Below are 20,739 nucleotides of genomic sequence, written 5' to 3'. Positions count from 1 at the left end.
TCGCGATGAGGCTGTCGCTCGTCGTTCACGTCTGCGGCCTCATCATCCGCGTCTTTGGCGTGATGTTCGCGGCGCCGGCGGCGATTGCCCTGGCCTACGGCGAGCGCGCGGACGCGATCGCTTTCCTGGTGTCTGGTGCGGTCACGACGGCAATCGGCCAGGCCATGCGCCGCGCCGGTGGCGTCGACGCCGAGCAGGCCATTGAACGCATGCGCCGGGTCGAGGGCCTGGCGGTCGTCTCGCTGTCGTGGCTGTTCATCTCCTGGTCCGCGGCCCTCCCGTATTTATGGGTGGGCCTGAGCCCGATCGACGCGATGTTCGAGTCGATGTCGGGCCTGACCACCACCGGCGCGACCGTCTTGCGCGACTTCTCGCTCTACGGACAGGGCCTTTTCTTCTGGCGATCGATGACGCAGTGGCTCGGCGGCATGGGCGTGATCGCCCTGTTTGTCGCGGTGTTGCCGCGCCTGGCGATTGGCGGCCGCGAGATCTTCTTCGCCGAAGCGTCGGGCCCGGACGATGAGAAGGTGAGCCCGCAAATCCGCCGCACCGCGTCGCTGCTGTGGCGGGTGTACGCCGGCCTCACCATCCTGCAGACCCTCGCACTGAGGTGGGCGGGTTTCTCGTGGTTCGATTCGATCTGTCACGCGTTCACGACGCTGGCCGCCGGCGGCTTCTCACCTCACCCGCAGTCGATCGCCGGCTACAACAACCCCACCGCCGAGTGGGTGATCATCGGGTTCATGTTCCTGGCGGGCGCGAACTTCGCCCTGCAGTACCGGGCGCTGGCGCAGCGCAGCATTCAGTTGGTGCTGCGCGACGAGGAACTGCGCGCCTACACGGGCGTGATTGTCCTCGCGACTGTCGCGCTGGTGTTCATTCTCTGGAACGCCATGTCCGCGGGCGCCAACCTCCGCACTTCGCTGTTCCAGGTGCTGTCGATCCTGACGACCACCGGATACGCCAGCGTGGACTTCGAGCTGTGGAGCCAGCAGGCAAAAACCGTGCTCCTTGGACTGATGTTCATTGGCGGTTGCGCCGGGTCGGCCGGCGGCGGCCCCAAGGTCGTCCGCCACCTGTTGCTCGCGAAGTTCACCATGCAGGAACTGCGGCGCATGCTGCACCCCCGCGCCGTGCTGCCGGTCAAGCTCGGCGGACGGGTCGTGCAGCCCAGCGTGCTGCAGGGCGTGATCGTGTTCTTCCTGTTCTACCTGCTGACGTTCGCGGTGTGTTCGATGATCGTGATCCTCTTCGGCGCCGACATCGTGACCGGCATTTCGGCGACGGCGGCCTGCCTGGGCAACGTCGGCCCCGGCTTCGGCGCCGTCGGCCCGATGGGTCACTTCGCCGACCTTCACCCGGTAAGCCGGATCACGCTGACGGCGGCGATGTGGATTGGCCGTCTCGAGGTGCTGACGGTGCTCGTCATCCTGCGTCCTGAAGCGTGGCGATCGGGACGGTGGTCGTCGGGCGAGCGGGCAGCCTCGTGATCAGCGAAACGATCGCCGTGGCGGCGATGACGGCGGCAAGCAGGTAGAAGACCGTGGTGTAGCTGCCGGTCCACTCGACGCACCACGCCAGCAGCAGCGGGCCCACGGCCGACGCGAGCACCGTCATTGCCTGCGCGGCGCCCTGAATCCGGCCGAGGTGCTTGCGGCCGTAGACGCGCGGCCACACGCCGAAGAACAACACCATCACCAATCCACCGCCCAGTCCCATCGCCGCCGCCCAGGTCATCACTTGGGTGATCGTCGTGACATGCGGAAGCGCCGCGAGTCCGGCGGCCAACACGAACAGCGAAGTGGCCATCAATCGCGGCAACGACATCCGCATGGCGAGCCAGCCGCCGCCGAAGTTGCCGAGCAGCCCGGTCATGGCCGTGACCACCAACGTCTGGTAGTAGACGTCGGGACCGAAGCCGCGCTCCGCAAGAATGGATTCGTTGAACAGCCCGATGCCCGACGCGACCAGCCCGTAGAGCGCGGTGCCGATCGAGAACAGCCAGAACGCCGGAGTGGCGACGGCTTGCTGCCAGGTGTATCCGGATTCGGGCTGGTAGGGCTGGTGGGGCTGGTAGGGCTGGTGGGGCGGGTGGGTCTGGTGGGGCGGGTCGGCGGTGCCGCCGTCGGGCCGAAGACCGAGGTCTTCCGGGCCCCGGCGCGCGAGCAGCCAGCTGAAAGGCGCCAATCCCAGCGCCAGCGACAAGCCAACGGTGAGCCAGGCTCCGCGCCATCCCCAGAACTGCACCAGCGCCCCGACGATGGGAAAGGCCATCATGAAGCCGATGCTCAGCACGATGCTGTAGGTCGCCATCGCCAGGTCGATCTTGCGGACAAACCAATGCCCGACCATGGCAATGCTGACCACCGACAGCGCGCTTTGCCCCAGGCCGCGGGTCAGCGTCACCGTGATCGCCAGCGCCCAGAAGCCTTGCGCCGTGGCCATGACGCACACCGTGATGCCGAGAGCGACGGCGATCGTCGTGAGCACGACTTGCGAGCCGAAACGATCGAGCACCCGGCCGATGCCGATGGCGAAGACCGACCCGACGAGCGTCGCCCACAGGTTCAATTCCGCGTAGTCCACCCGGCCGATGCCCAGATCGGCGAGCAGGGGCTCGGTGACGAGGCCCAGGCCTTGCGTCCGTCCCGGGAGGGTCCCGACCATGGCGGCAGCCGCCAGGCCGACCATCACCCACCCGTAGTAGACGCGCGTCAACTCCACCCTCGAGGGGCAGGACGGGCCGGTCGCGAGATAGAATTGCTGTCCACATGAAGATCGTACGGATCCTTGCCTACCGTGTCGAGTTGCCGCTGCACGAAACCACCTACAAGTGGTCGGGTGGCAAGTCGGTGACCGTGTTCGACTCCACTGTGGTGCGCGTCGAGACCGATGCCGGGCTCGTCGGACACGGGGAGGTCTGCCCGCTCGGGCCGTTTTACCTTCCGGCCTACGCCGAGGGCGTGCGATCGGGCATCCGAGAGCTCGGCCCTCATTTGATTGGCGCCGACCCGCGCGAGCTCACCAAGCTGAACGGCGTCATGGACGCGGCGCTGAAGGGACACGCCTACGTCAAGAGCGGGATCGACATCGCGTGCTGGGACATCCTGGGGCAAGCCGCCGGCCTGCCGGTGTGCGAGCTGCTCGGTGGCCGCTACGGCGACGACTTCCACCTGTATCGCGCGATCTCGCAGGAGTCGCCCGATGAAATGGCCAGCCGCGTCGCCGGATACCGCGCTGAAGGCTATCGCCGATTTCAGCTCAAGGTCGGCGGCGATCCCGATGTGGATATCGCGCGCATCCACACGGTAGCGGCGGAGCTGCAGCCAGGCGACCGGCTGATCGCCGACGCCAACACCGGCTGGACCCAGCACGAAGCCATGCGGGTGGTGAAGGCCGTGCGCGACGTCGATGTCTACATCGAGCAGCCGTGCCTGACCTACGAGGAGTGCCTGAGCATCCGCCGGCACACGCCGCATCCGTTCGTGCTCGACGAAAACGTCGACGGCCTCGACATGCTGCTGCGCGCGAAAGCCGATCTCGCGATGGACGTCGTCAACCTGAAAATCAGCAAGTTCGGCGGCCTGACCAAGACGCGCCAGGCCCGCGACCTGTGCGCGAGCATGGGCATCGCCATGACCATCGAGGATAGCTGGGGCGGCGACATCGTGACCGCGGCGATTGCGCACCTCGCCCACAGCACGCCTACGCCCCTACTGTTCACTAGCACCGACTTCAACAGCTACGTCACCGTGTCGATTGCCGAGGGCGCCCCGCAGAGGACGAACGGCCGCCTGGCGGCGTCCACCGCCCCTGGCCTTGGCGTCACACCACGAATGGACGTGCTCGGCCCGCCCGTGCTGGTCGTGGAATGAGCGCTGGCGCGTCGGCCGGCGGGGTGAGCTAGGCTTCCTTGCCCTGCACGATTTCCACGCTGGGTCTGACAACGGACTCAGTTCACTGGGGAGACCGATAATGCCGCTTATTGTCTTGCTTGACACACCCCGCTGAGCTATAAGACAGCCTCCGACCACCTTTCCACCTTTCCACCTCTGGTTTGGGATGTGGATTCGTCTCGTGTTCCAGGAGGAATCGTCCATGCGAACAACCCTGTTCCTGCTGGGGGCCGGCGCCGCCGTTTGCGTCGCCGCCGCCACCCCGCCCACTCAGACCCAGCCTCCGGCGCCGGTGAGCGCCACAGCCGCGGCGCCAGTTGCCACGCCAGCCGTCACGACTGCCAACGTGCCGATGCCGACGCTCACGCCTGACGAGCAGAAGGCGCTGGCGCAGCGCTTCTCGCCCGAGCGGCTGGCGGCCGTCCGCGCGCGCTTCCAGGCCGATGCGCAGCGGGCGGTTCGTGACGAGGCGGAGCAGGGGTTCCGCGAGCCCACGGCCGGAGAGGCCGCGGCTCTTGCCGGGCCCTCATCCCAGGGCGCCGCCGCCGAGGTGGTGCTCCCCGGTGGCGGCGCGGCGCTCAAGGCCGATGCCGCGAGCCTCGAGTTCGTCAAGGTGACCGTCGGCAAGGACGGCACGGTCATCACACACGACGGAAAGGGGGCGCGCCGTGACCAGTAGAGTCGCCTCGATCGTTCTCGCGCTCGCCCTTCTCGCGGGCCCGGCCGCCGCGCAGTCGGCCCGCATCATCGTGGTCAACGGCGACGGCCCCGGTATCGGCTTCAACGACCCGACACCTGCCACTCCTGTGGGCGGCAATCCGGGCACGACGCGTGGCCAGCAGGCGCTCAACGTGTTCCAGCACTCCGCCAACCGGTGGGCGGCCAACCTGCAGAGCCAGCAGCTCATCACGGTCATCGCGACCTTCACACCGATGACGTGCTCGCCGACATCCGGCGTGCTCGGGGGGGCGGCGCCGAACTGGAGTGTCCGTGACTACCCGGCAGCGACGGGCGGGACGGAACTCGAACCGAACACTTGGTATCCCGCGGCGCTGGCGGAGAAGCTGACCCGCCAGGAGATCACGGAGTTGATCGACCCGAACGACGCATACGAGATCTTCACGCTCTTCAACAGCCAGCTCGGCATCGGCACATGCCTGACCGGCAACGGGTGGTACTTCGGTCTCGACAACAATCAGCCTGCCAATCGCATCGACCTGCTCTCGGTGGTGATGCACGAGTTCGGGCATGGTCTGGGCGTCACCGTCGGGCCGACCAGCGGCGAAACCGGCGCCCGCGCCAACGGCTACCCGTCGGTCTGGGAGAGGCGGATGGGTGACCTCTCGACCGGCAAGCGCTGGATCGACATGACCAACGCGGAACGCGCGGCGTCGGCCCGCAACACGAACAACCTCGTGTGGGTCGGCCAGAAGGTCACTAACGTTGTGCCCTCCGTGCTCGACTTCGGTCTGCGCCTCGAGGGCATCGACCCCGCGTTCGCGCCCCAGGAACTGGGTGCGTCGGCCTTCGGGCCGACGATCCGGAATGGCAGGGGAGTCGAGGGCTTCGTGGTGGCGCCCAACGATGGCGGCGGGATCTCGCTGCTGGACGGGTGTGAGCCGTTCCCCGCGGGGGCGCCGATCGCCGGCAACATCGTCCTGGTCAATCGAGGCACCTGCCCGTTCACCACGAAGGTGCTGAATGCCCAGAACGCCGGTGCGCTGGCGGCGCTGATTGCCAACAACGGCCCGGGCCCGCTGTCGCTTGGAGGCGCCGGCCCGACGATCACGATTCCCAGCTTCGGCATCACGCAGGCCTTGGGCGCGCAGCTCCGCTCGTACCCCGCCCCGCCGCTGGTGCGGATCGGGCTGCACCCACTGGAGCGGCAGGGCACCACGGCCGGCTTTGCGCGCCTGTTTGCGCCCAACCCCTTCCAGCGCGGATCGTCGGTCTCGCACTTCGACGTCAGCATGACGCCAAGCGTCCTCATGGAGCCGTCGATCACGTCGGACCTCACGACCAAGGTGAAGAACCCGTTCGACCTCACCCTCGCCCTCCTGCGCGACATCGGCTGGTAATCAGCAGGACACAAAAGGGCCGGTGCGAGCCGCGCGCTCGTGCCGGCCCTGTGTTTCAGTCCCGACTCCCAAGCCCCATCTCCCCGCGGAAGTCGGCCGTGGGCGCGTGACCATCCTGGTGCGCCGCATATCGCGGATAGCCTGCTGTAATGTCTCGCCCGAAGTCCCGATGAGAAGCTTCCTGCCCGGCGTCATCTGCGCAGTGTGCGGCCCCTTCGTGTCTTCGTCATGGGCTCAGGGATGGCCGGCGTTTCGAGGGCCGGACGGGCAAGGGCACGCAACCGAAAGTCGATTGGCGACTGAGTGGAGCGAGTCGAAGAACATTGCCTGGAAGACCGCCGTGCCCGGCCTGGGATGGTCGTCGCCGGTCGTCGCCGGTGGCCGACACGGCGTGCAAACTGAGCCGCGGCGCGCCGCTCACGCCGTCGCCGCTGGTCGTTGGTGATGTGCTGTATGTCGTGACCGACGGTGGCATTGCCACCTGCCTTGACGCGCGCACCGGCGCCACCCTCTGGCAGCAGCGGTTGGGCGGCGCGTATTCAGCATCCCCCGTTTTCGCCGGGGGAGCATATACTTTTCGGCTGAGCAAGGCGTGGCCACGGTCACTGCCGGGTCGGCTCGTTGTTCGCGGATTGATAGTTACTTGTTCTGAATCATGGAGAAACGTCGATGAGCACACGGCGCGCGATTTCATCCCTAGGGATATTGGTAATGACGTTGATGGTCAGCGCGACGGCGTCCGCGCAGGCCGCGGCCGGCCAGAAGCCCTTCGAGCCCCAGGTCGGGCAGGCCGGCAAGGACGTGGTATGGGTCCCCACCCCCCAGGCCGTCGTCGACAAGATGCTCGACATGGCCGAGGTCACCAAGGACGACTTCGTGATGGACCTGGGTTCGGGCGACGGCCGCACCGTGATCACCGCCGCCAAGCGCGGCGCGCGGGCGATGGGCGTTGAGTACAACCCCGACATGGTGGAGCTGTCGAAAAAGAACGCCGAGGCGGCGGGGGTCTCCGCCCGCGCGACGTTCGTGAAGGCTGACTTGTTCGAGACCGATTTTTCGAAGGCCGACGTCATCACCATGTTCCTGCTGCCCTCGATCAACATGAAGCTTCGCCCGAAGCTGCTCGACCTGAAGCCGGGCACGCGCATCGCGTCGAACACGTTCACCATGGAAGACTGGCAGGCCGACGAGACCTCGACCGAGACCGATGGCTGCTCGAGCAGCTGGTGCACGGCGCTGTTCTGGATCGTGCCGGCCAAGGTGGAAGGCACGTGGGGCACGCCGAGCGGCGACCTCAAGCTGACGCAGACGTTCCAGATGATTTCGGGAACCCTCGGCAACCAGGCCATCCAGGGCCGCCTGCGCGGTGCCGAGATCACGTTCACGGCCGGGAACACGAAGTACGCCGGCACGGTTGACGGCAACACCATCAAGCTGACGTCGCCATCGGCGATGACGGCGACAAAGAAATAGGGGGCCCAAGGTGGCTCAGGTGCCTCAGGTGCCCCAGGGGCCTAGGGTGCGGGTTCTGAAACGGGCGGGTTGACCCACTAGGTCATCCGCCCGTTTCGTGTTTTTGGGCCCGAATGTCTGTAAATGTCACCAGAAGTCATATCTCCTTGCCTCAGCCATGCGGCCTTGTAATCGGGTGTATAGTCTGCCCAGATAGGGAGGCTAGGTAGCCGAGCTAGCAACTGGCTCAGCCCCTGGCTTGCGGGAGTGTTGGGATGAAAAGCGTCGGTTCCATCACCCTGGGCGCAATGTTCGTGTGCCTCGGGCTCGTAGTCGCACTCGCGGGACAGCAACCCGCCCCTAAGGCGCCAGCCGCCACCACGGGCAAGCCGGGATCTGTACCCACTTCCGCGCCCGGCGCTACGGTGGGCAAGCCCGCGACGACCAAGCCTGTTTCCTCGCACGCCGCCGCGAAGCCGGTGCTGGCGTCAACCATTTCCCACGAAGAACAGAACGCGCTCGTCAAGCGCTACTGCGCCGGGTGCCACAGCGATCGCGCCAAGGCGGGCAATCTGTCGCTTGCGTCCTTCGATGCCGCGAAGGTCGGTCACGAGTCCGACATCGCCGAGCGGATGATCCGCAAGATGCAGGCGAGCATGATGCCGCCGCCCGGCATGCCGCGGCCCGAACCGGCCGTCTACCAGAAGTTCATCACCTCGCTCGAGACGACCGTCGACAGCTACGCGCGGGCCAACCCGAATCCCGGCGGCCGCACGTTCCAGCGGCTGAACCGCCCCGAGTACTCGCGCGCCATCAAGGAACTGCTCGACCTCGACGTCGATGCCGGCCGCTGGCTGCCGCTCGACACGATGAGCGCGAACTTCGACAACATCGCCGACGAACAGGCGCTGTCGCCGACGCTGCTCGAGTCGTACTTGAACGGCGCCGCCGACATCAGCCGCATGGCGGTGGGCGACAAGGACGCGCCGTCGATCGACTCCACTTACACCAACCCGAGCTACATGTCCCAGCACCCGTGGGACTACGTCGAGGGCGCGCCCTACGGCACCCGCGGCGGCATGGTGGTGAATCACGTGTTCCCGGCCGACGGCGAATACGCCTTCGAGATGACCTTCAATGCCGGTGAGAACACCCGCTTCGAGGACATCGACATCTCGATCGACGGCGAACGGCTGGCGCTGGTCGAGTACGAACTGATCAACATTGCCGGCGCCGACGGCCGCGGCCAGACGCCGCTGCGCACCGAGCCGTTCCTGGTGCGCGCCGGCCAGCGCAAGGTGGCCGCCGCGTTCGTCCGTAAGATCGACGGCCCCTACGAGGACCTGATTCGTCCGCACGACTGGTCGTACGCCGGTGGCGGATCCGGCGGCAGCGGCATTACCACCCTGCCGCACATGCGCGACCTGGTCATTCGTGGCCCGCTCAAGACGACCGGCATCTCGACCACGTCGAGCCGCCAGAAGGTCTTCACCTGCCGGCCGACGTCGCCCGGTGACGAAGCGGCGTGCGCGCGCCAGATCGTCACGCGCCTGGGCGCGACCGCGTACCGCCGTCCGCTGGCCGCTGCTGAAGTCGATCGGCTGATGCCGTTCTACGAGTCGTCCGCCGCCAAGGGCGGTTTCGAGATGGGGGTGCGCGGCGCGCTCGAGGCGATCCTGGCCAGCCCGCACTTCATCTTCCGTCTCGAGCGCGCCCCGACGGATGCCCGCTCGGGTGGCACCTATCGCGTCGCCGACGTTGACCTCGCGTCGCGGTTGTCGTTCTTCATCTGGGGCCTGCCCCCCGACAAGGAACTGCTCGACGCCGCGGCGAAGCGCGAGTTGTCGTCGGCGGCGGGCCTCGAGAAGCACGCGCGGCGCATGCTCGCCGATCCCCGCTCCGAAGGGCTGGCCGATCGATTCGCGGCCCAGTGGCTGCGCCTGCAGGACGTCGAGAAGGTGCACCCCGACCCGAATTTCTACCCGAACTTCGACGAGAACCTGGCCGAGGCCATGCGCAACGAGACGCGCCTGTTCTTTGCCAGCCTCGTGAAGGACGATCGCAGCATTCTCGACCTGCTGACTGCCGACTACACGTTCCTGAACGAGCGGCTGGCGCGTCACTACGGCTACCGCGGCGTCACCGGCAACCAGTTCCGCCGCTTCACCTATCCGGACGACTCGCGCCGCGGCGTGCTCGGCCAGGGCAGCGTGCTGGTGCAGACCTCGATGGCCAACCGCACCTCGCCGGTGCTGCGCGGCAAGTGGGTGATGGAAGTGCTGCTCGGCACGCCCCCGCCCCCGCCGCCGCCCGACGTCCCGGATCTCGAGGCCGCCGGCGAAGCCAAGGAAGGGCGCCTGCTGACGACGCGCGAGAAGATGGAGATCCACCGGAAGAACGCGACCTGCAACTCGTGTCACCGGTTCATGGATCCGATTGGCCTCGCGCTCGACAACTTCGACGTCACCGGCAAGTGGCGGGTGCGCGAGAACGGCATGCCGCTCGACACCACCGGCGACTTCTACGACGGCACCCCGGTGACGTCGCTGGCCGAGTTGTCGGCCGTGCTCAGCAAGCGGCCGACGCCGCTGGTGCGCAACTTCACCGACAACCTGATGGCCTACGCGCTCGGCCGCCGGGTCGAGTATTACGACCAGCCGACGATTCGCGCGATTGCGAAGTCGGCCGAAGCGAGCAACTACAAGCTGTCCTCGTTCGTCCTCGGCGTCGTGAAGAGCGATGCCTTCCGGATGAAGCGGGTAGAGACCGAAGTCACCACGACCGAAACCAAGGCAGGGAGATAACGATGTCGTACCTCACTGGTAAGCACATGCCGCGTCGCACATTCATCCGGGGAGCCATGGGCGCCGCGGTGGCGCTGCCGTTCCTGGATGCAATGGTGGCCGCCAAGGGCATTGGCGCCGCGCCGGCGGCGGCCGAGCGCACCCGCCTGATCTGCATCGAAGAGGTGCACGGCCTGGCCGGCTGCAACAAGTGGGGCGCGACCAAGCACCTGTTCGCGCCCGAGCAGGTCGGCGCCGACTTCACCATGGTTGCCGACAGCGCGCTCAGTTCGCTCGAGCCGTATCGCGACTACCTGACGATTGTCAGCAACACCGACGTCCGCATGGCCGAGGCGTTCACCGCCCCGGAAATTGGCGGCGACCACTTCCGCTCGAGCGCGGTGTTCCTGACCCAGTCGCACCCGAAACAGACGCAGGGCTCCGACATCTGGGCCGGCACCTCGTTCGACCAGTTCTATGCCCAGAAGTACGGGCAGGCGACGCCGCTGCCGTCGATGCAGTTCTGCATCGAGAACCTCGACCAGGCCGGCGGCTGCACCTACAACTACTCGTGCGCCTACACCGACTCGATCAGCTGGGCCTCGCCCAACGAACCGCTGCCGATGATTCGCGACCCGCGCGTCGCGTTCGACATGCTGTTCGGCACCGGCGGCTCGCCGCAGGATCGCATTGCCCGCCGCCAGTCGCGCCGCAGCATCCTCGACTGGATCCAGGGTGAAGTGGCCAGCGTGCGCAGCGAGCTCGGCACCGGCGACAAGAACCGCCTCGATCGCTACCTGACCAACGTTCGCGAGGTCGAGCGCCGCATCCAGGCCATCGAAGCGCGCAACAGCAGCGGCGAACAGCGCGAGCTGCCCGAGGCGCCGGCCGGCGTGCCCGACTCGTTCTCGGAGCACATGAAGCTGATGTTCGACCTGCAGGTGCTCGCGCTCGAGACCGACATGACGCGCATCATCTCGTTCAAGACCGGCCGCGACTCGCAGAACCGCGTGTTCCCCGAGAGCGGTTCGCTCCAGCCGTTCCACCCCGCGTCGCACCACGGCGACCGCGAAGACCGGATCCTCGAATTCAACAAGATCTGCAAGTACCGCGTCAGCCAGGTGACCTACCTCCTCGATCGCATGAAGGAATCGATGGAAGGCGACCAGAACCTGCTGGACAAGACGATGATCGTGTGGGGCTCGCCGATGGCGGATCCAAACGTGCACAATCACCGCCGCTGCCCGCTGATCCTGCTGGGCCACGCCAACGGCGCGCTCAAGGGCAACCTGCACATCAAGGCCGCCAACGACACGCCGATGGCCAACGCGTTCATGGCCATGGCCGAGGGGCTCGGCATGGAAATGGATCACTTCGGCGACAGCACGGGCAAGCTCTCGCTCACGCAAGCGATGCCGTCGACGGCCGCGGTCTGATCAGGGATCAGGGATCAGGGATCAGGGAAGTTCGTGCCAGGAGGGCGGCACTTCGGTGCCGCCCAAGTTCGTTCAGGGAGAGCCGAATGAAGCGTCACGTTTCCATCAGTCTGGCTATTGCGTTGGTCCTGACGACCGCGCTCGGCGCGCAACAGCGGGTCTCACCGATCGCCGACGCCGCCATGCGCGGCGACCAGGCCGCCGTCCGCGATCTGCTGAAGCAGGGCGCCGACGTCAACGGCGCGCAGGGCGACGGCATGAGCGCGCTGCACTGGGCCGCCGAACGCGGCGATGCCGAACTGGCCGAGATGCTGATTTACGCCGGCGCCAACATTGCTGCGGTGACGCGCATCGGGCAGTACACGCCGCTGCACCTGGCCGCCAAGTCGGGCAGCGCCCCGCTGGCCAGGACGCTGCTCAAGGCCGGCGCCGACGTCAACGCGCGCTCGACCAACAGCGGCGCCTCGCCGCTGCACCTGGCCGCCTCGGCCGGCAGCGCCGAGATCATCAACATCCTGCTCGATGCCAAGGCCGACATCAACGCCGTGGAAGGGGAAGCGGGCCAGACGCCGCTGATCTTCGCGGCCGGCCTCAACCGCGTCGACGCGGTCAAGGCCCTGCTGGCGCGCGGTGCCGATGCCGCGGTGACCACCAAGGTGATCGACATCCCGAAGTTCAACGCGCTCGACCGCGCTGCTGCTGACCGCCAGCGCAAGGTGCTCGAGGGTTTCGTCGGCAAGGACACCGAAGCCAAGCCCTCGCCCAGCCAGGTGCAGGCCGCGATCCAGGCCGGCCGCGAGATCGTGCGTTCGGGCAAGATCCCGCCGCCGGATCCGAACGCGCCGCCCGACCCGCGCGCCAACTTCAACCCCGAGGAGATCAACCCGCCGGTCGCCACCAAGGGCGGCATGACGGCGCTGCTGCACGCGGCGCGCCAGGGCTACCTCGAAGCCGCCGAGGCGCTGCTCGATGGTGGCGCCAACATCGACCAGCAGAACGCCGGTGACGGCACCACGCCGCTGCTCACCGCCATCATCAACGGCCAGTTCGACACCGCGATGATGCTGATCAAGCGCGGCGCCAACACCAACATCGCGGCCAAGAACAACGGTGTTGCGCCGCTGTGGGCCGCCGCCAACACCCCGTGGCAGCCGCGCACCCGTTTCCCGCAACCGCAGGAAATGGAGCTGCAGAAGCACACCTACCTCGAGGTGATGCAGGCGCTGCTCGACAAGGGCGCGGACCCGAATCACCGGATCGGCTCGCACCCCTGGTACCTCGTCTACACCGGCTGCGGCAACCGCAACTGCGGCCTTGCCGACACCTCGGGCTCGACCGCGTTCTGGCGCGCCGCCTACGGCGTGGACGTCATGGCGATGAAACTGCTGGTGGCCTACGGCGCCGACCCGAACATTGCGACCATGTCGCCTCGCGAACGCGCCCGCCGCGGCGGTGACTTCGTCGCCGGTGGGGGCCAGCCGCAGGGCGCCGGCGGCGCGATCATGCCGACCGCCGAGAAGGACATGGAGAAGTACGACGCGCCGGCCATTCCGTACGGCGGCCCTGGCGCCTTCCCGATTCATGCCGCCACCGGTGTCGAGTACGGCGAAGGCTTCGCCGGTAACGCCCACCGCCACGCGCCGGAAGCGTGGATGGCGGCCGTGAAATACCTGGTCGAGGAGCTTGGCGCCGACGTCAACCACCGCGACAACGACGGCTATACGCCGCTGCATCACGCGGCCGCCCGCGGCGACAACGAGATGATCCTGTACCTGGTCAGCAAGGGTGCCGATCCGAAGGCCGTCGCGCGCAGCGGCCAGACGACGGCCGATATGGCCAACGGTCCGGTGCAGCGCCTGTCGGCCATTCCCGAGACCATCGAGTTGCTGATGAAGCTCGGCTCGAAGAACAACAATCGCTGCGTGACGTGCTAGTCCGGCTAAAGCCGGACACGACATTCAAGTGTGGCGTCCGCCTTTAGGCGGACCAGGGGGTCTATGAGCGAGATGAACCGTCGTGACGTGATGAAGACCGGGCTGGCCGTGGCGGCTCTCGGCGCGGCGAGCAACTTCGATTGGATCCTCCCTGCGTTAGCGCAGGGCGAAGTGATGGTGCCGTTCTCCGATTCGCACCAGACCTTCAACGCCAATCCCGCGATCGATCGGCGGTTGTTCGACACGCGCACGCTGAGCGGCGCCTACACGCCCACCGACCAGTTCTTCACCACGCAGCACTACGGCCATCCCGAAGTGGACGCCGCCGCGTACCGCCTGAAGGTTGGCGGCGAGGTGAACTCGCCGAAGTCGCTGTCGCTCGATGAGATTCGCAAGATGGGCAGCACCGAGCTCATCGCCGGCTTCGAATGCTCGGGCAACCGCCGCCCGGTGCAGGGCCTGATCGGCAACGGCCGCTGGACCGGCGTGCCGCTCAAGACCGTGCTCGACGCCGCCGGCCTCAAGGCCGACGCGCACGAGATCGTGTTCTTCGGCGCCGATCGCGGCAAGGAAACCGTTGCGTTCCGCGGCACCAACTTCGAGGTCGAACAGCAGTACGGCCGCAGCCTCCCGCGCGCCCGCGCGCTCGCCAGCGACCCCGCGCCGTTCCTCGCCTATGCGCTCAACGGCGAGCCGCTCACCAAGCACCAGGGCGCGCCGCTGCGCCTGATCGTGCCGGGTTGGTACGGCGCCCCGAACGTGAAGTGGCTGTCCGAGATCGTCGCGCAGCCCGATCCCTACATGGGCAAGTTCCAGACCCACTGGTACCGCACGCTCAAGGGCGAGATGATCAACGGCGAGATGAAGTGGGTCGAGACCGGCATCACGCGTCTCAACCTGAAGTCCTTCGTCGCCCGCGTCACCAAGACCGGCAACGCGCACAAGCTGACCACCATCGTGCTGAACGACGGCACCCCGATCAAGTCGGTCGAAGTGAAGATCGACGATGGTCCGTGGCACGCCGCGACGGCCGATTCGTCAACGACGGCGAAGTACGGGTGGAAACTCTACCACTACACCTGGAACGGCGCCAGCGCCGGCGAGCACACCGTGATCTCGCGCGTCACCGACGCCAATGGCAAGGTGCAGCCCACCGAAGCCGACCTCGCGAACAAGAAGACCTTCCTCGAGGACAACTCGCAGCATCCCCGCAAGGTGATGATTTCCTGAACCTGACGGGAGTCGGGAGTCGGGAGTCGCAAAAAGGGGATCAGCCTGTGGGCCGGTCCCTTTTTCTTTGTATGATGCCGGGAACCTGCGATGCCGACCGCCATTCGACTCGTCCTGATTGCGCTTTTCGCCGCCGGCTCGCCACAGGCCGCCTCGGCACAGGTGTCCACGTCTCCTGCGTTGGCCGGTCAGGTCGACGCGATCTTTTCCCGTTTCACGCCAGATACGCCTGGTTGTGCGGTCGCCGTGTACCAGAACGGCCGGACCATCTTCGCCAAGGGGTACGGCTCGGCCAATCTCGAGTACGGCGTGCCCATCACCCCGGCCACGCCGTTCATCGTGGGCAGCGTCTCGAAGCAGTTCACCGCCGCGGCGATTGCGCTCCTGGTCGAGGAGCAGCGGCTGGCGCTCACCGACGATGTGCGGAAATACGTGCCGGAGCTGGCGGATTACGGCACACCGATCACGATCGCCCATCTCGTGCACCACACCAGCGGGCTGCGTGACTGGTGGGAGCTGGTGGCCCTGGCGGGCCTGCGTTTCGACGACACCTACGCGGTGACGGATGTCCTCGAGATGACTGCCCGGCAGCGCGGCCTCAACTTCAAACCCGGCGATCGGTATCTCTACAGCAACACCGGCTACATTGTCCTCGGCATCGTCGTCCAGCGGGTGACCGGCAAGACGCTGCGCGAGTTTGCCGCCGAGCGAATCTTCGGCCCACTGGAGATGACCAATTCGCACTACCAGGACGATCACACGCAACCCGTGCGGGGGCGCGCGTACGCCTACAGCCCTCCAGTGAACGGCCGCTACGCGATCAACGTGTGGAACAACGATCTGGTCGGGCAGGGGGGCGTGATGACGACGGTGGTCGATCTCGCCAAGTGGGACGACAACTTCTCCACCGGCCGCGTCGGTGGGCAGGGGTTTCTGACGCGTCAGCTCGAGCGCGGCCAGCTGAACGACGGGACGACCCTCAACTACGCGTTCGGCGTGACCGTCGGCACCTATCGCGGACTCGACCTCGTTGAACACACCGGCAGCACCGGTGGCTATCGGGCGGTGCTCACGCGGTTCCCGACACACAAGACGACCGTCGCCGTGCTCTGCAATGTCAGCAACGCCGAGCCGGCGACACTGGCTCACCGCGTAGCCGATCACCTGCTGGGCGCCGCCTTTACCGGCCCCGCGCCCGCGCCGTCCCCGTCAGCTGTGGCCGCCGCGGCGGCGGCTCGCGCCGGTGCCGCCACGCCGGTGCAGTCGGTGGAGGCGATGGGCCTGTTGGCGGGCCAGTACTATTCGGAAGAGCTCAACGCCAACTACGAGATCACCGTCAACGGATCGTCGCTCACGTTGAAGCGGCCACGGGCCGTTCCCGAGACGCTGACGCTCATTGATGCGGCCTTTCTTCGCAGCTCGGTCGGGACCCTGCGCTTCACGGTGGGAAGTGGCGGGCGTGCCACCAGTTTCGTCCTTACGGGCAGCCGCGTTCAGGACATCGTGTTCGTGCGCCGGTAGCCGGCGGCCCCGAGTAGACGCGGTCGTTATTGGCTCGCAGGCGTGAACGCCGCCTGCGCCTTCTTCAGCGCCCTGATCGTGATGTCGGCGCGATAGTCAGCCAGCTTCTTTCCGTTCTCGACCAGCTTTTCGATCGAGCCGATCTCCACCCCGTAAATGCTGAACTTGCCGGCCTTGATGCGCTGCTCGGCGTGCACCAGCTTCGGATCCTGGACCGCCACGAGCGCCTCGTAGTGGTAGTCGTCGTGAATGTCCCAGCGCGTCGCTGACTGGACGTCGGGCACCTGGACGATGCCGAGGGTCTGCTTCAGGTAGTTGTAGCTCCATTTGTCCTCTTCGTAGTACTCGGACAGATAGAACACGCGCGACGGGCTGCCTTTCCACTTGGCGTTCAGTTCGCTCGCGACCTCGATCATCGCCGGCGGGTTGCCGCCGCTTTCGGCGACCATGACGATGTCCTTGAAACCCTGGCTCTTGAGGCTGGTAATCGCGTCGCGCAGCAGCGCGCGATAGGTCTCCTGGCTGACGCAGAACGAGCCGGGCGTCAAGCCGTCGCGGTCCGGATCGCACGGCTCCCACGTGACGAGCGGTGCCACCAGGGTCTTGGTGTTCTTTCTCGCAATCACCTCGAGCGTGGTCTTCAACACGTAGTTGTGCTTGCCGGTGGCAGTGTATGGCCCGTTCTTCTCGACGCCGCCGGTGCCGAGGAACACCGTCGTGTAGCCGTCCTTCATGAGGTCGCGCACTTCCATCCACGACAGCTCTTCAATCCAGACCGAATCGAGCATGTCGATGGGGCGCACGCCCTCGGCGATGGCGGTGGCGGCCTGACGCGCCTTGCGCTCGGCTTCCTGCTCGGGTGTGAGCGGCGCGCGCGGCGGGCGCTGCGCAAAGATCGAGGTGGAGACGGCACCGACAAGCAACAGCGACGCACCGAGCATCTTGGTCATGGTCATGGTCATGGGTGTCCTCCGGGCCGCGCCCGTGCCCGACATTCTAGGTCAGTTGGCGGCCTTGCTTGGGGTCACGGTCGCCTTCTCAACAATCGCGTCGTAGGCATAGCCCGAACCAAAATCCTTGTCGGTGGTCAGCGTGCCCGAGATGGTCACGATGTCGCCGACATTGACCGTGGCGCTGGTTGTGACCGTCAGGTCGTTGGTGCCGTCCTTGGCGGTGCCGGACCCATCCTGCAGGTGAAACCAGTTGCTGCCCATGACCTGGTTGTTGACCTTGACCACCTTGCCGCGGACCACCACGGCCTTGCCGGACAGCTCCTTGCGCTTCGCCCAGAGGTCGGCAATGGTGATGCCCCCGGGTGCGGGCGCGATTGGTTCGACCACTTGCGGCGCACCCGCTGGTGTCGGTTCATGGCTCGTCGCCAGGGCGAGCGCCGCGGTGCCGTCAGCTGGCGGCACGATCTGGCCATTGCGGGTCACATTTGCCACGAAGTAGATCACCGGGAAACTGCGATTCAGCGTCTTGCTGTTGAAGTTCTCCATCGGCATATCGATGGTTGCCGAGATGCGGTCGCCGACCTTGACCGGCAGCTCGCCGGCAGCAATCCACATGTCATTCGATTCGGTCTTCAGCAGCGCGTAGGTGTAGCCACCCGAGTTCATGGTTTCGGCAATCGTGCCGGTGATGGTTGCCGCCGCCGGGGCCGCTGCCGGCGCAGGCGTAGCCGCAGCCGCGGGTGTGGTCGTCGTGGCCGCCGGCTCTGGGCTGCAGGCGACGAGGCTGGTGACAGCAAATAAGATGACAATGAAGGCGCGGTTCATGGCTTTCTCCTGCGATGACGTGGACGAATATACAGCCATGGTACCGCAGGCCGGGCCAGACCGCGGCTTTCGCCAGGTGCAAATTTGCCAGGAAGAACGCTGAAGGGCCTGAGCGATTGTCGCCGCTATTCCGACCGCAGCGCGACCAGTGGATCCACCAGGGTCGCGCGGCGGGCGGGAAGCCAGCACGCGAGCCACGCGACGCCGAGCAGCAGCACCGGCACGCCCACCAGCATTGGCACGTCCTCGGCGCCGCCAGCGAAGAGATGCAGGTCCACCATCACGGCCACGACCATCGCCAGGACGACGCCGGCGGCGATCACCAGCATGCTCTCCTTGACGATTTGCTTCACCACCCGATCCGTCGTTGCCCCAAGGGCAAGGCGGACGCCGATCTCCGAAGTGCGATGGGCGACCGAGTACGAGACGACGGCGTAGATCCCCAGCGATACGAGTGCCAGCAACAACGGCGCGATGACCAGGAACATGCGCGCCGGAATCTTCCGCAGGAACAGGTTGCGCTCAACGTGCTCCGCCATGGTGCGGATGTTGTAGACCGGGAGCGACGCGTCGATCTCGCGCACGGCCCGTTGCACCTCGGAGGCGAGCATCGTTTCCGAGCCCGGCCGCGCGCGCAGGTGCACCTCGCCAAGGTAGCGCGGGCGGTCCCGGTAGGAGAGGAAGAACGCCGGCGTGGGCGGCTCGCCAAACGCCTCGTAGGTGGAGTTCCTCGCGATGCCGGCAATCGTGTACGTGACACCGCCGTTCATCAGGCCGCGACCAATCGGGTCGGCAGGCGCAATAAATCGGCGGACGAACTCTTCGTTGACAATGACCTGGGGTGGCTGCGTGCGATCAGACAGGCCGGTGAAATCACCGCCGGCCACGAGCGCAATGCCCATGGTGCTGAAGTAACCGGGCGACACGATGTTGCTGAGCGCCAGCTCCTGCTGCGCCGTCGTCTGCGCGCGGCCTTCAATCGTGAAGCCGCGCATGGGCAGGCCATGAATGTCGAGCGGCATGGCGTTGGCGATGGCCACCGATTCAACCGCGGGCACGCGCTTCAGGCGATCGAGTAACTGGACGGCAAACTGCCGGGCGTAGTCGTCGGTCGGTGCGCCGGGGCCGAGGTCGTAGGTGGCCAGTAGCAGCCCTTCAGTGCGGAAGCCGGGGTCGGTATCGCGAGTCTCAACGAAGCCCTGGAAGAACAGGCCGGCCACCACCAGCACGAGCACGGCAAGGCCGCACTGCGCCGCCATCAGGCCGTCGCGCATGGTGCTGCGGCCGGCGCCCTTCAGTCCGCTTCGAATCGCGTGCTGCGGGTCGATGCGTCCGAGCTGCCACGCCGGCGCGGCGCCGAACAGCAGGCCGCTGCCGACGCCGAGCGTGATTGCGAACAACAGGCCGAAGCCATCAAGGCTGGTTTGAAAGCGAACGGGGAACGCGCCATACGCGGGCATGGCGCGCAACGCTTCTGTGCCCCACCAGGCGATCAGGATTCCCAGGGCCGCGCCGAGTAGCCCCAGCAAGACGTTCTCGACCAGCAGCAACCTCATTACGCTGCCCGGCCGCGCACCAAGCGCCAGGCGCACACCAACTTCTCGGTAGCGGGAACTGGCCCGAGCCAGCACCAGGTTGGCGGTGTTGCCGCACACGGCCAGCAGCACCAACAACATCACGCCCTGCAGCAGGCCAAGTGCGGTCACGAACATCTGCTGCGGCCCGCGAACCGCCTTCCAGAATGGCCGAAGCTCGCCGCTGATGCGCTCGTTGGTCTCGGGAAACTGCGCGGCCAGCGCGCTCATCGCCGACACCAGCTGGGCGGTCGCTTCGGCCGCGGTGGCGCCAGCGCGCAAGCGCCCGATCGCCGAGTAGCCACGCTGGCTTCGCGACTCGAGCTCGGCCGAACCAAAAACCAACACCGGCGCGAGTGTGGCTGGCACCCACAGGTCGAACTGCAGGCCCATGATCGTGCCTTGGAATCCCTCTGGCGCGACGCCGACGACTGTCAGGCGACTGTCGTTGACCTGCAAAGTTTGGCCGATGGCATCCGGGCTGCCGCCGAAGCGCGTGTGCCAGTAGTCGTAAGAGAGGACCACGATGGGCTCCGCCCCTGCGACATCCGCTTCATCGGGCCGTATGAATCGTCCGGCGGCGGGCCGCAGGCCGAGCGCCGCAAAGTAGTTGCCCGACACCAGCAGGGCATAGGTCCGTTCGGTTCGCGCTGCCTCGCCGACGTTGAGCGGCGCCATCCGATAGGCGATGAGCTCGTCGATCGCCTGGAGCTGCGGGACCAGGTCGCGGTACTCGGTCCACGACATGCCAGGGTAGGTGCCGGTGTCGGTCTTCGGTTCAACCGAGAGAAAACTGGCGCCGTTCGACACGCCAGGCAGCGGCTTCATCGTCACCGCCTGCAGCCACGAAAAGACCGCGGTGTTGACGCCAATGCCGACGCCCAGCGACACGATGACCACCGCCGCCAAACCGGGCGAGCGGGCGATCATTCTCAAGGAGTGCGAAATCACTGGCCTCCGTGGAGCAGCCGTCCAAGAGCGGGCCCGAGTCCGAAGAAGTGCATCGCGAGGGCGAGCGCGATGACGCCGCCGGCAGCGATGGCGAAGAGAAGCTTTG

The 20,739-nt window shown here is 66.6% G+C and carries 14 protein-coding genes and 1 pseudogene; 11 read left to right on the top strand and 4 right to left on the bottom strand.

Translation table 11 applies throughout. From position 1 onward, the window contains the following. The first annotated feature begins 5 nt into the window (after window positions 1-5). On the top strand, window positions 6-1,490 hold the full coding sequence (locus Q8T13_07670) for a TrkH family potassium uptake protein (protein MDP3717625.1): 1,485 nt from the start codon (window positions 6-8) through the stop codon (window positions 1,488-1,490). Here the strand turns inward: Q8T13_07670 and Q8T13_07665 are convergent. Continuing rightward, on the bottom strand, window positions 1,426-2,718 hold the full coding sequence (locus Q8T13_07665) for an MFS transporter (GenBank protein ID MDP3717624.1): 1,293 nt from the start codon (window positions 2,716-2,718) through the stop codon (window positions 1,426-1,428). The genes Q8T13_07670 and Q8T13_07665 overlap by 65 nt on opposite strands. 53 nt (window positions 2,719-2,771) lie before the next feature. Between Q8T13_07665 and Q8T13_07660 the strand changes: the two genes are divergently transcribed. The 10 genes and pseudogenes from Q8T13_07660 to Q8T13_07615 all read left to right on the top strand — a co-directional run bounded on the left by Q8T13_07660 (window position 2,772) and on the right by Q8T13_07615 (window position 16,330). After that, window positions 2,772-3,875 (top strand): mandelate racemase/muconate lactonizing enzyme family protein, encoded by a 1,104-nt coding sequence (locus Q8T13_07660; GenBank protein ID MDP3717623.1) that lies wholly within the window; start codon window positions 2,772-2,774, stop codon window positions 3,873-3,875. 223 nt (window positions 3,876-4,098) lie between these two features. Next, window positions 4,099-4,575: a hypothetical protein gene (locus Q8T13_07655; GenBank protein MDP3717622.1), complete on the top strand. Its 477-nt coding sequence runs from the start codon at window positions 4,099-4,101 to the stop codon at window positions 4,573-4,575. Continuing rightward, window positions 4,565-5,974 carry a peptidase gene (locus Q8T13_07650; GenBank protein ID MDP3717621.1) on the top strand — a complete coding sequence of 470 codons (1,410 nt, stop codon included), beginning with the start codon at window positions 4,565-4,567 and terminating at the stop codon, window positions 5,972-5,974. The genes Q8T13_07655 and Q8T13_07650 overlap by 11 nt, the downstream gene beginning before the upstream one ends. A gap of 446 nt (window positions 5,975-6,420) precedes the next feature. Further along, window positions 6,421-6,483: pseudogene (locus Q8T13_07645) on the top strand (hypothetical protein). Between the two features lie 211 nt (window positions 6,484-6,694). Next, window positions 6,695-7,447: a class I SAM-dependent methyltransferase gene (locus tag Q8T13_07640; protein MDP3717620.1), complete on the top strand. Its 753-nt coding sequence runs from the start codon at window positions 6,695-6,697 to the stop codon at window positions 7,445-7,447. Between the two features lie 254 nt (window positions 7,448-7,701). Further along, entirely contained in the window at window positions 7,702-10,230 is a 2,529-nt protein-coding gene (locus Q8T13_07635; protein ID MDP3717619.1) for a DUF1592 domain-containing protein, read from the top strand. Between the two features lie 26 nt (window positions 10,231-10,256). Beyond that, window positions 10,257-11,645, top strand: a complete 1,389-nt coding sequence (locus Q8T13_07630; GenBank protein ID MDP3717618.1) for a DUF1552 domain-containing protein — start codon at window positions 10,257-10,259, stop codon at window positions 11,643-11,645. 86 nt (window positions 11,646-11,731) lie between these two features. Beyond that, window positions 11,732-13,579 (top strand): ankyrin repeat domain-containing protein, encoded by a 1,848-nt coding sequence (locus Q8T13_07625; protein MDP3717617.1) that lies wholly within the window; start codon window positions 11,732-11,734, stop codon window positions 13,577-13,579. A 72-nt stretch (window positions 13,580-13,651) separates the two neighbouring features. Continuing rightward, window positions 13,652-14,809, top strand: coding sequence for a molybdopterin-dependent oxidoreductase (locus Q8T13_07620; GenBank protein ID MDP3717616.1), 1,158 nt, complete (start codon window positions 13,652-13,654; stop codon window positions 14,807-14,809). 90 nt (window positions 14,810-14,899) lie between these two features. Further along, on the top strand, window positions 14,900-16,330 hold the full coding sequence (locus Q8T13_07615; GenBank protein ID MDP3717615.1) for a serine hydrolase domain-containing protein: 1,431 nt from the start codon (window positions 14,900-14,902) through the stop codon (window positions 16,328-16,330). 26 nt (window positions 16,331-16,356) lie between these two features. On the opposite strand, the gene Q8T13_07610 is transcribed toward Q8T13_07615, so the two are convergent. The 3 genes from Q8T13_07610 to Q8T13_07600 form a co-directional block, all read right to left on the bottom strand. Continuing rightward, window positions 16,357-17,292 (bottom strand): creatininase family protein, encoded by a 936-nt coding sequence (locus Q8T13_07610; protein MDP3717614.1) that lies wholly within the window; start codon window positions 17,290-17,292, stop codon window positions 16,357-16,359. A gap of 39 nt (window positions 17,293-17,331) precedes the next feature. Next, window positions 17,332-18,108 carry a DNA-binding protein gene (locus tag Q8T13_07605; GenBank protein ID MDP3717613.1) on the bottom strand — a complete coding sequence of 259 codons (777 nt, stop codon included), beginning with the start codon at window positions 18,106-18,108 and terminating at the stop codon, window positions 17,332-17,334. Window positions 18,109-18,233: 125 nt separating this feature from the next. Further along, complete coding sequence (locus Q8T13_07600; GenBank protein ID MDP3717612.1) at window positions 18,234-20,612, bottom strand: ADOP family duplicated permease; 2,379 nt, start codon at window positions 20,610-20,612, stop codon at window positions 18,234-18,236. Window positions 20,613-20,739 lie beyond the last annotated feature (127 nt).

Source organism: Acidobacteriota bacterium, from assembly GCA_030697165.1.
GTDB lineage: Bacteria > Acidobacteriota > Vicinamibacteria > Vicinamibacterales > UBA2999 > 12-FULL-67-14b.
The sequence above is the reverse complement of the archived record's forward strand: the minus strand, read 5'-3'. Positions and strand labels throughout refer to the sequence as shown.

What these genes read in the sequence shown, in the direction of transcription:
- Q8T13_07670 (MDP3717625.1), top strand. Translation starts at nt 6, where the DNA reads ATGAGGCTGTCGCTCGTCGTTCACGTCTGCGGCCTCATCATCCGCGTC.
- Q8T13_07660 (MDP3717623.1), top strand. Translation starts at nt 2,772, where the DNA reads ATGAAGATCGTACGGATCCTTGCCTACCGTGTCGAGTTGCCGCTGCAC.
- Q8T13_07655 (MDP3717622.1), top strand. Translation starts at nt 4,099, where the DNA reads ATGCGAACAACCCTGTTCCTGCTGGGGGCCGGCGCCGCCGTTTGCGTC.
- Q8T13_07640 (MDP3717620.1), top strand. Translation starts at nt 6,695, where the DNA reads ATGGTCAGCGCGACGGCGTCCGCGCAGGCCGCGGCCGGCCAGAAGCCC.
- Q8T13_07635 (MDP3717619.1), top strand. Translation starts at nt 7,702, where the DNA reads ATGAAAAGCGTCGGTTCCATCACCCTGGGCGCAATGTTCGTGTGCCTC.
- Q8T13_07630 (MDP3717618.1), top strand. Translation starts at nt 10,257, where the DNA reads ATGCCGCGTCGCACATTCATCCGGGGAGCCATGGGCGCCGCGGTGGCG.
- Q8T13_07625 (MDP3717617.1), top strand. Translation starts at nt 11,732, where the DNA reads ATGAAGCGTCACGTTTCCATCAGTCTGGCTATTGCGTTGGTCCTGACG.
- Q8T13_07620 (MDP3717616.1), top strand. Translation starts at nt 13,652, where the DNA reads ATGAACCGTCGTGACGTGATGAAGACCGGGCTGGCCGTGGCGGCTCTC.
- Q8T13_07615 (MDP3717615.1), top strand. Translation starts at nt 14,900, where the DNA reads ATGCCGACCGCCATTCGACTCGTCCTGATTGCGCTTTTCGCCGCCGGC.
- Q8T13_07610 (MDP3717614.1), bottom strand. Translation starts at nt 17,292, where the DNA reads ATGACCATGACCATGACCAAGATGCTCGGTGCGTCGCTGTTGCTTGTC.
- Q8T13_07605 (MDP3717613.1), bottom strand. Translation starts at nt 18,108, where the DNA reads ATGAACCGCGCCTTCATTGTCATCTTATTTGCTGTCACCAGCCTCGTC.
- Q8T13_07600 (MDP3717612.1), bottom strand. Translation starts at nt 20,612, where the DNA reads ATGATCGCCCGCTCGCCCGGTTTGGCGGCGGTGGTCATCGTGTCGCTG.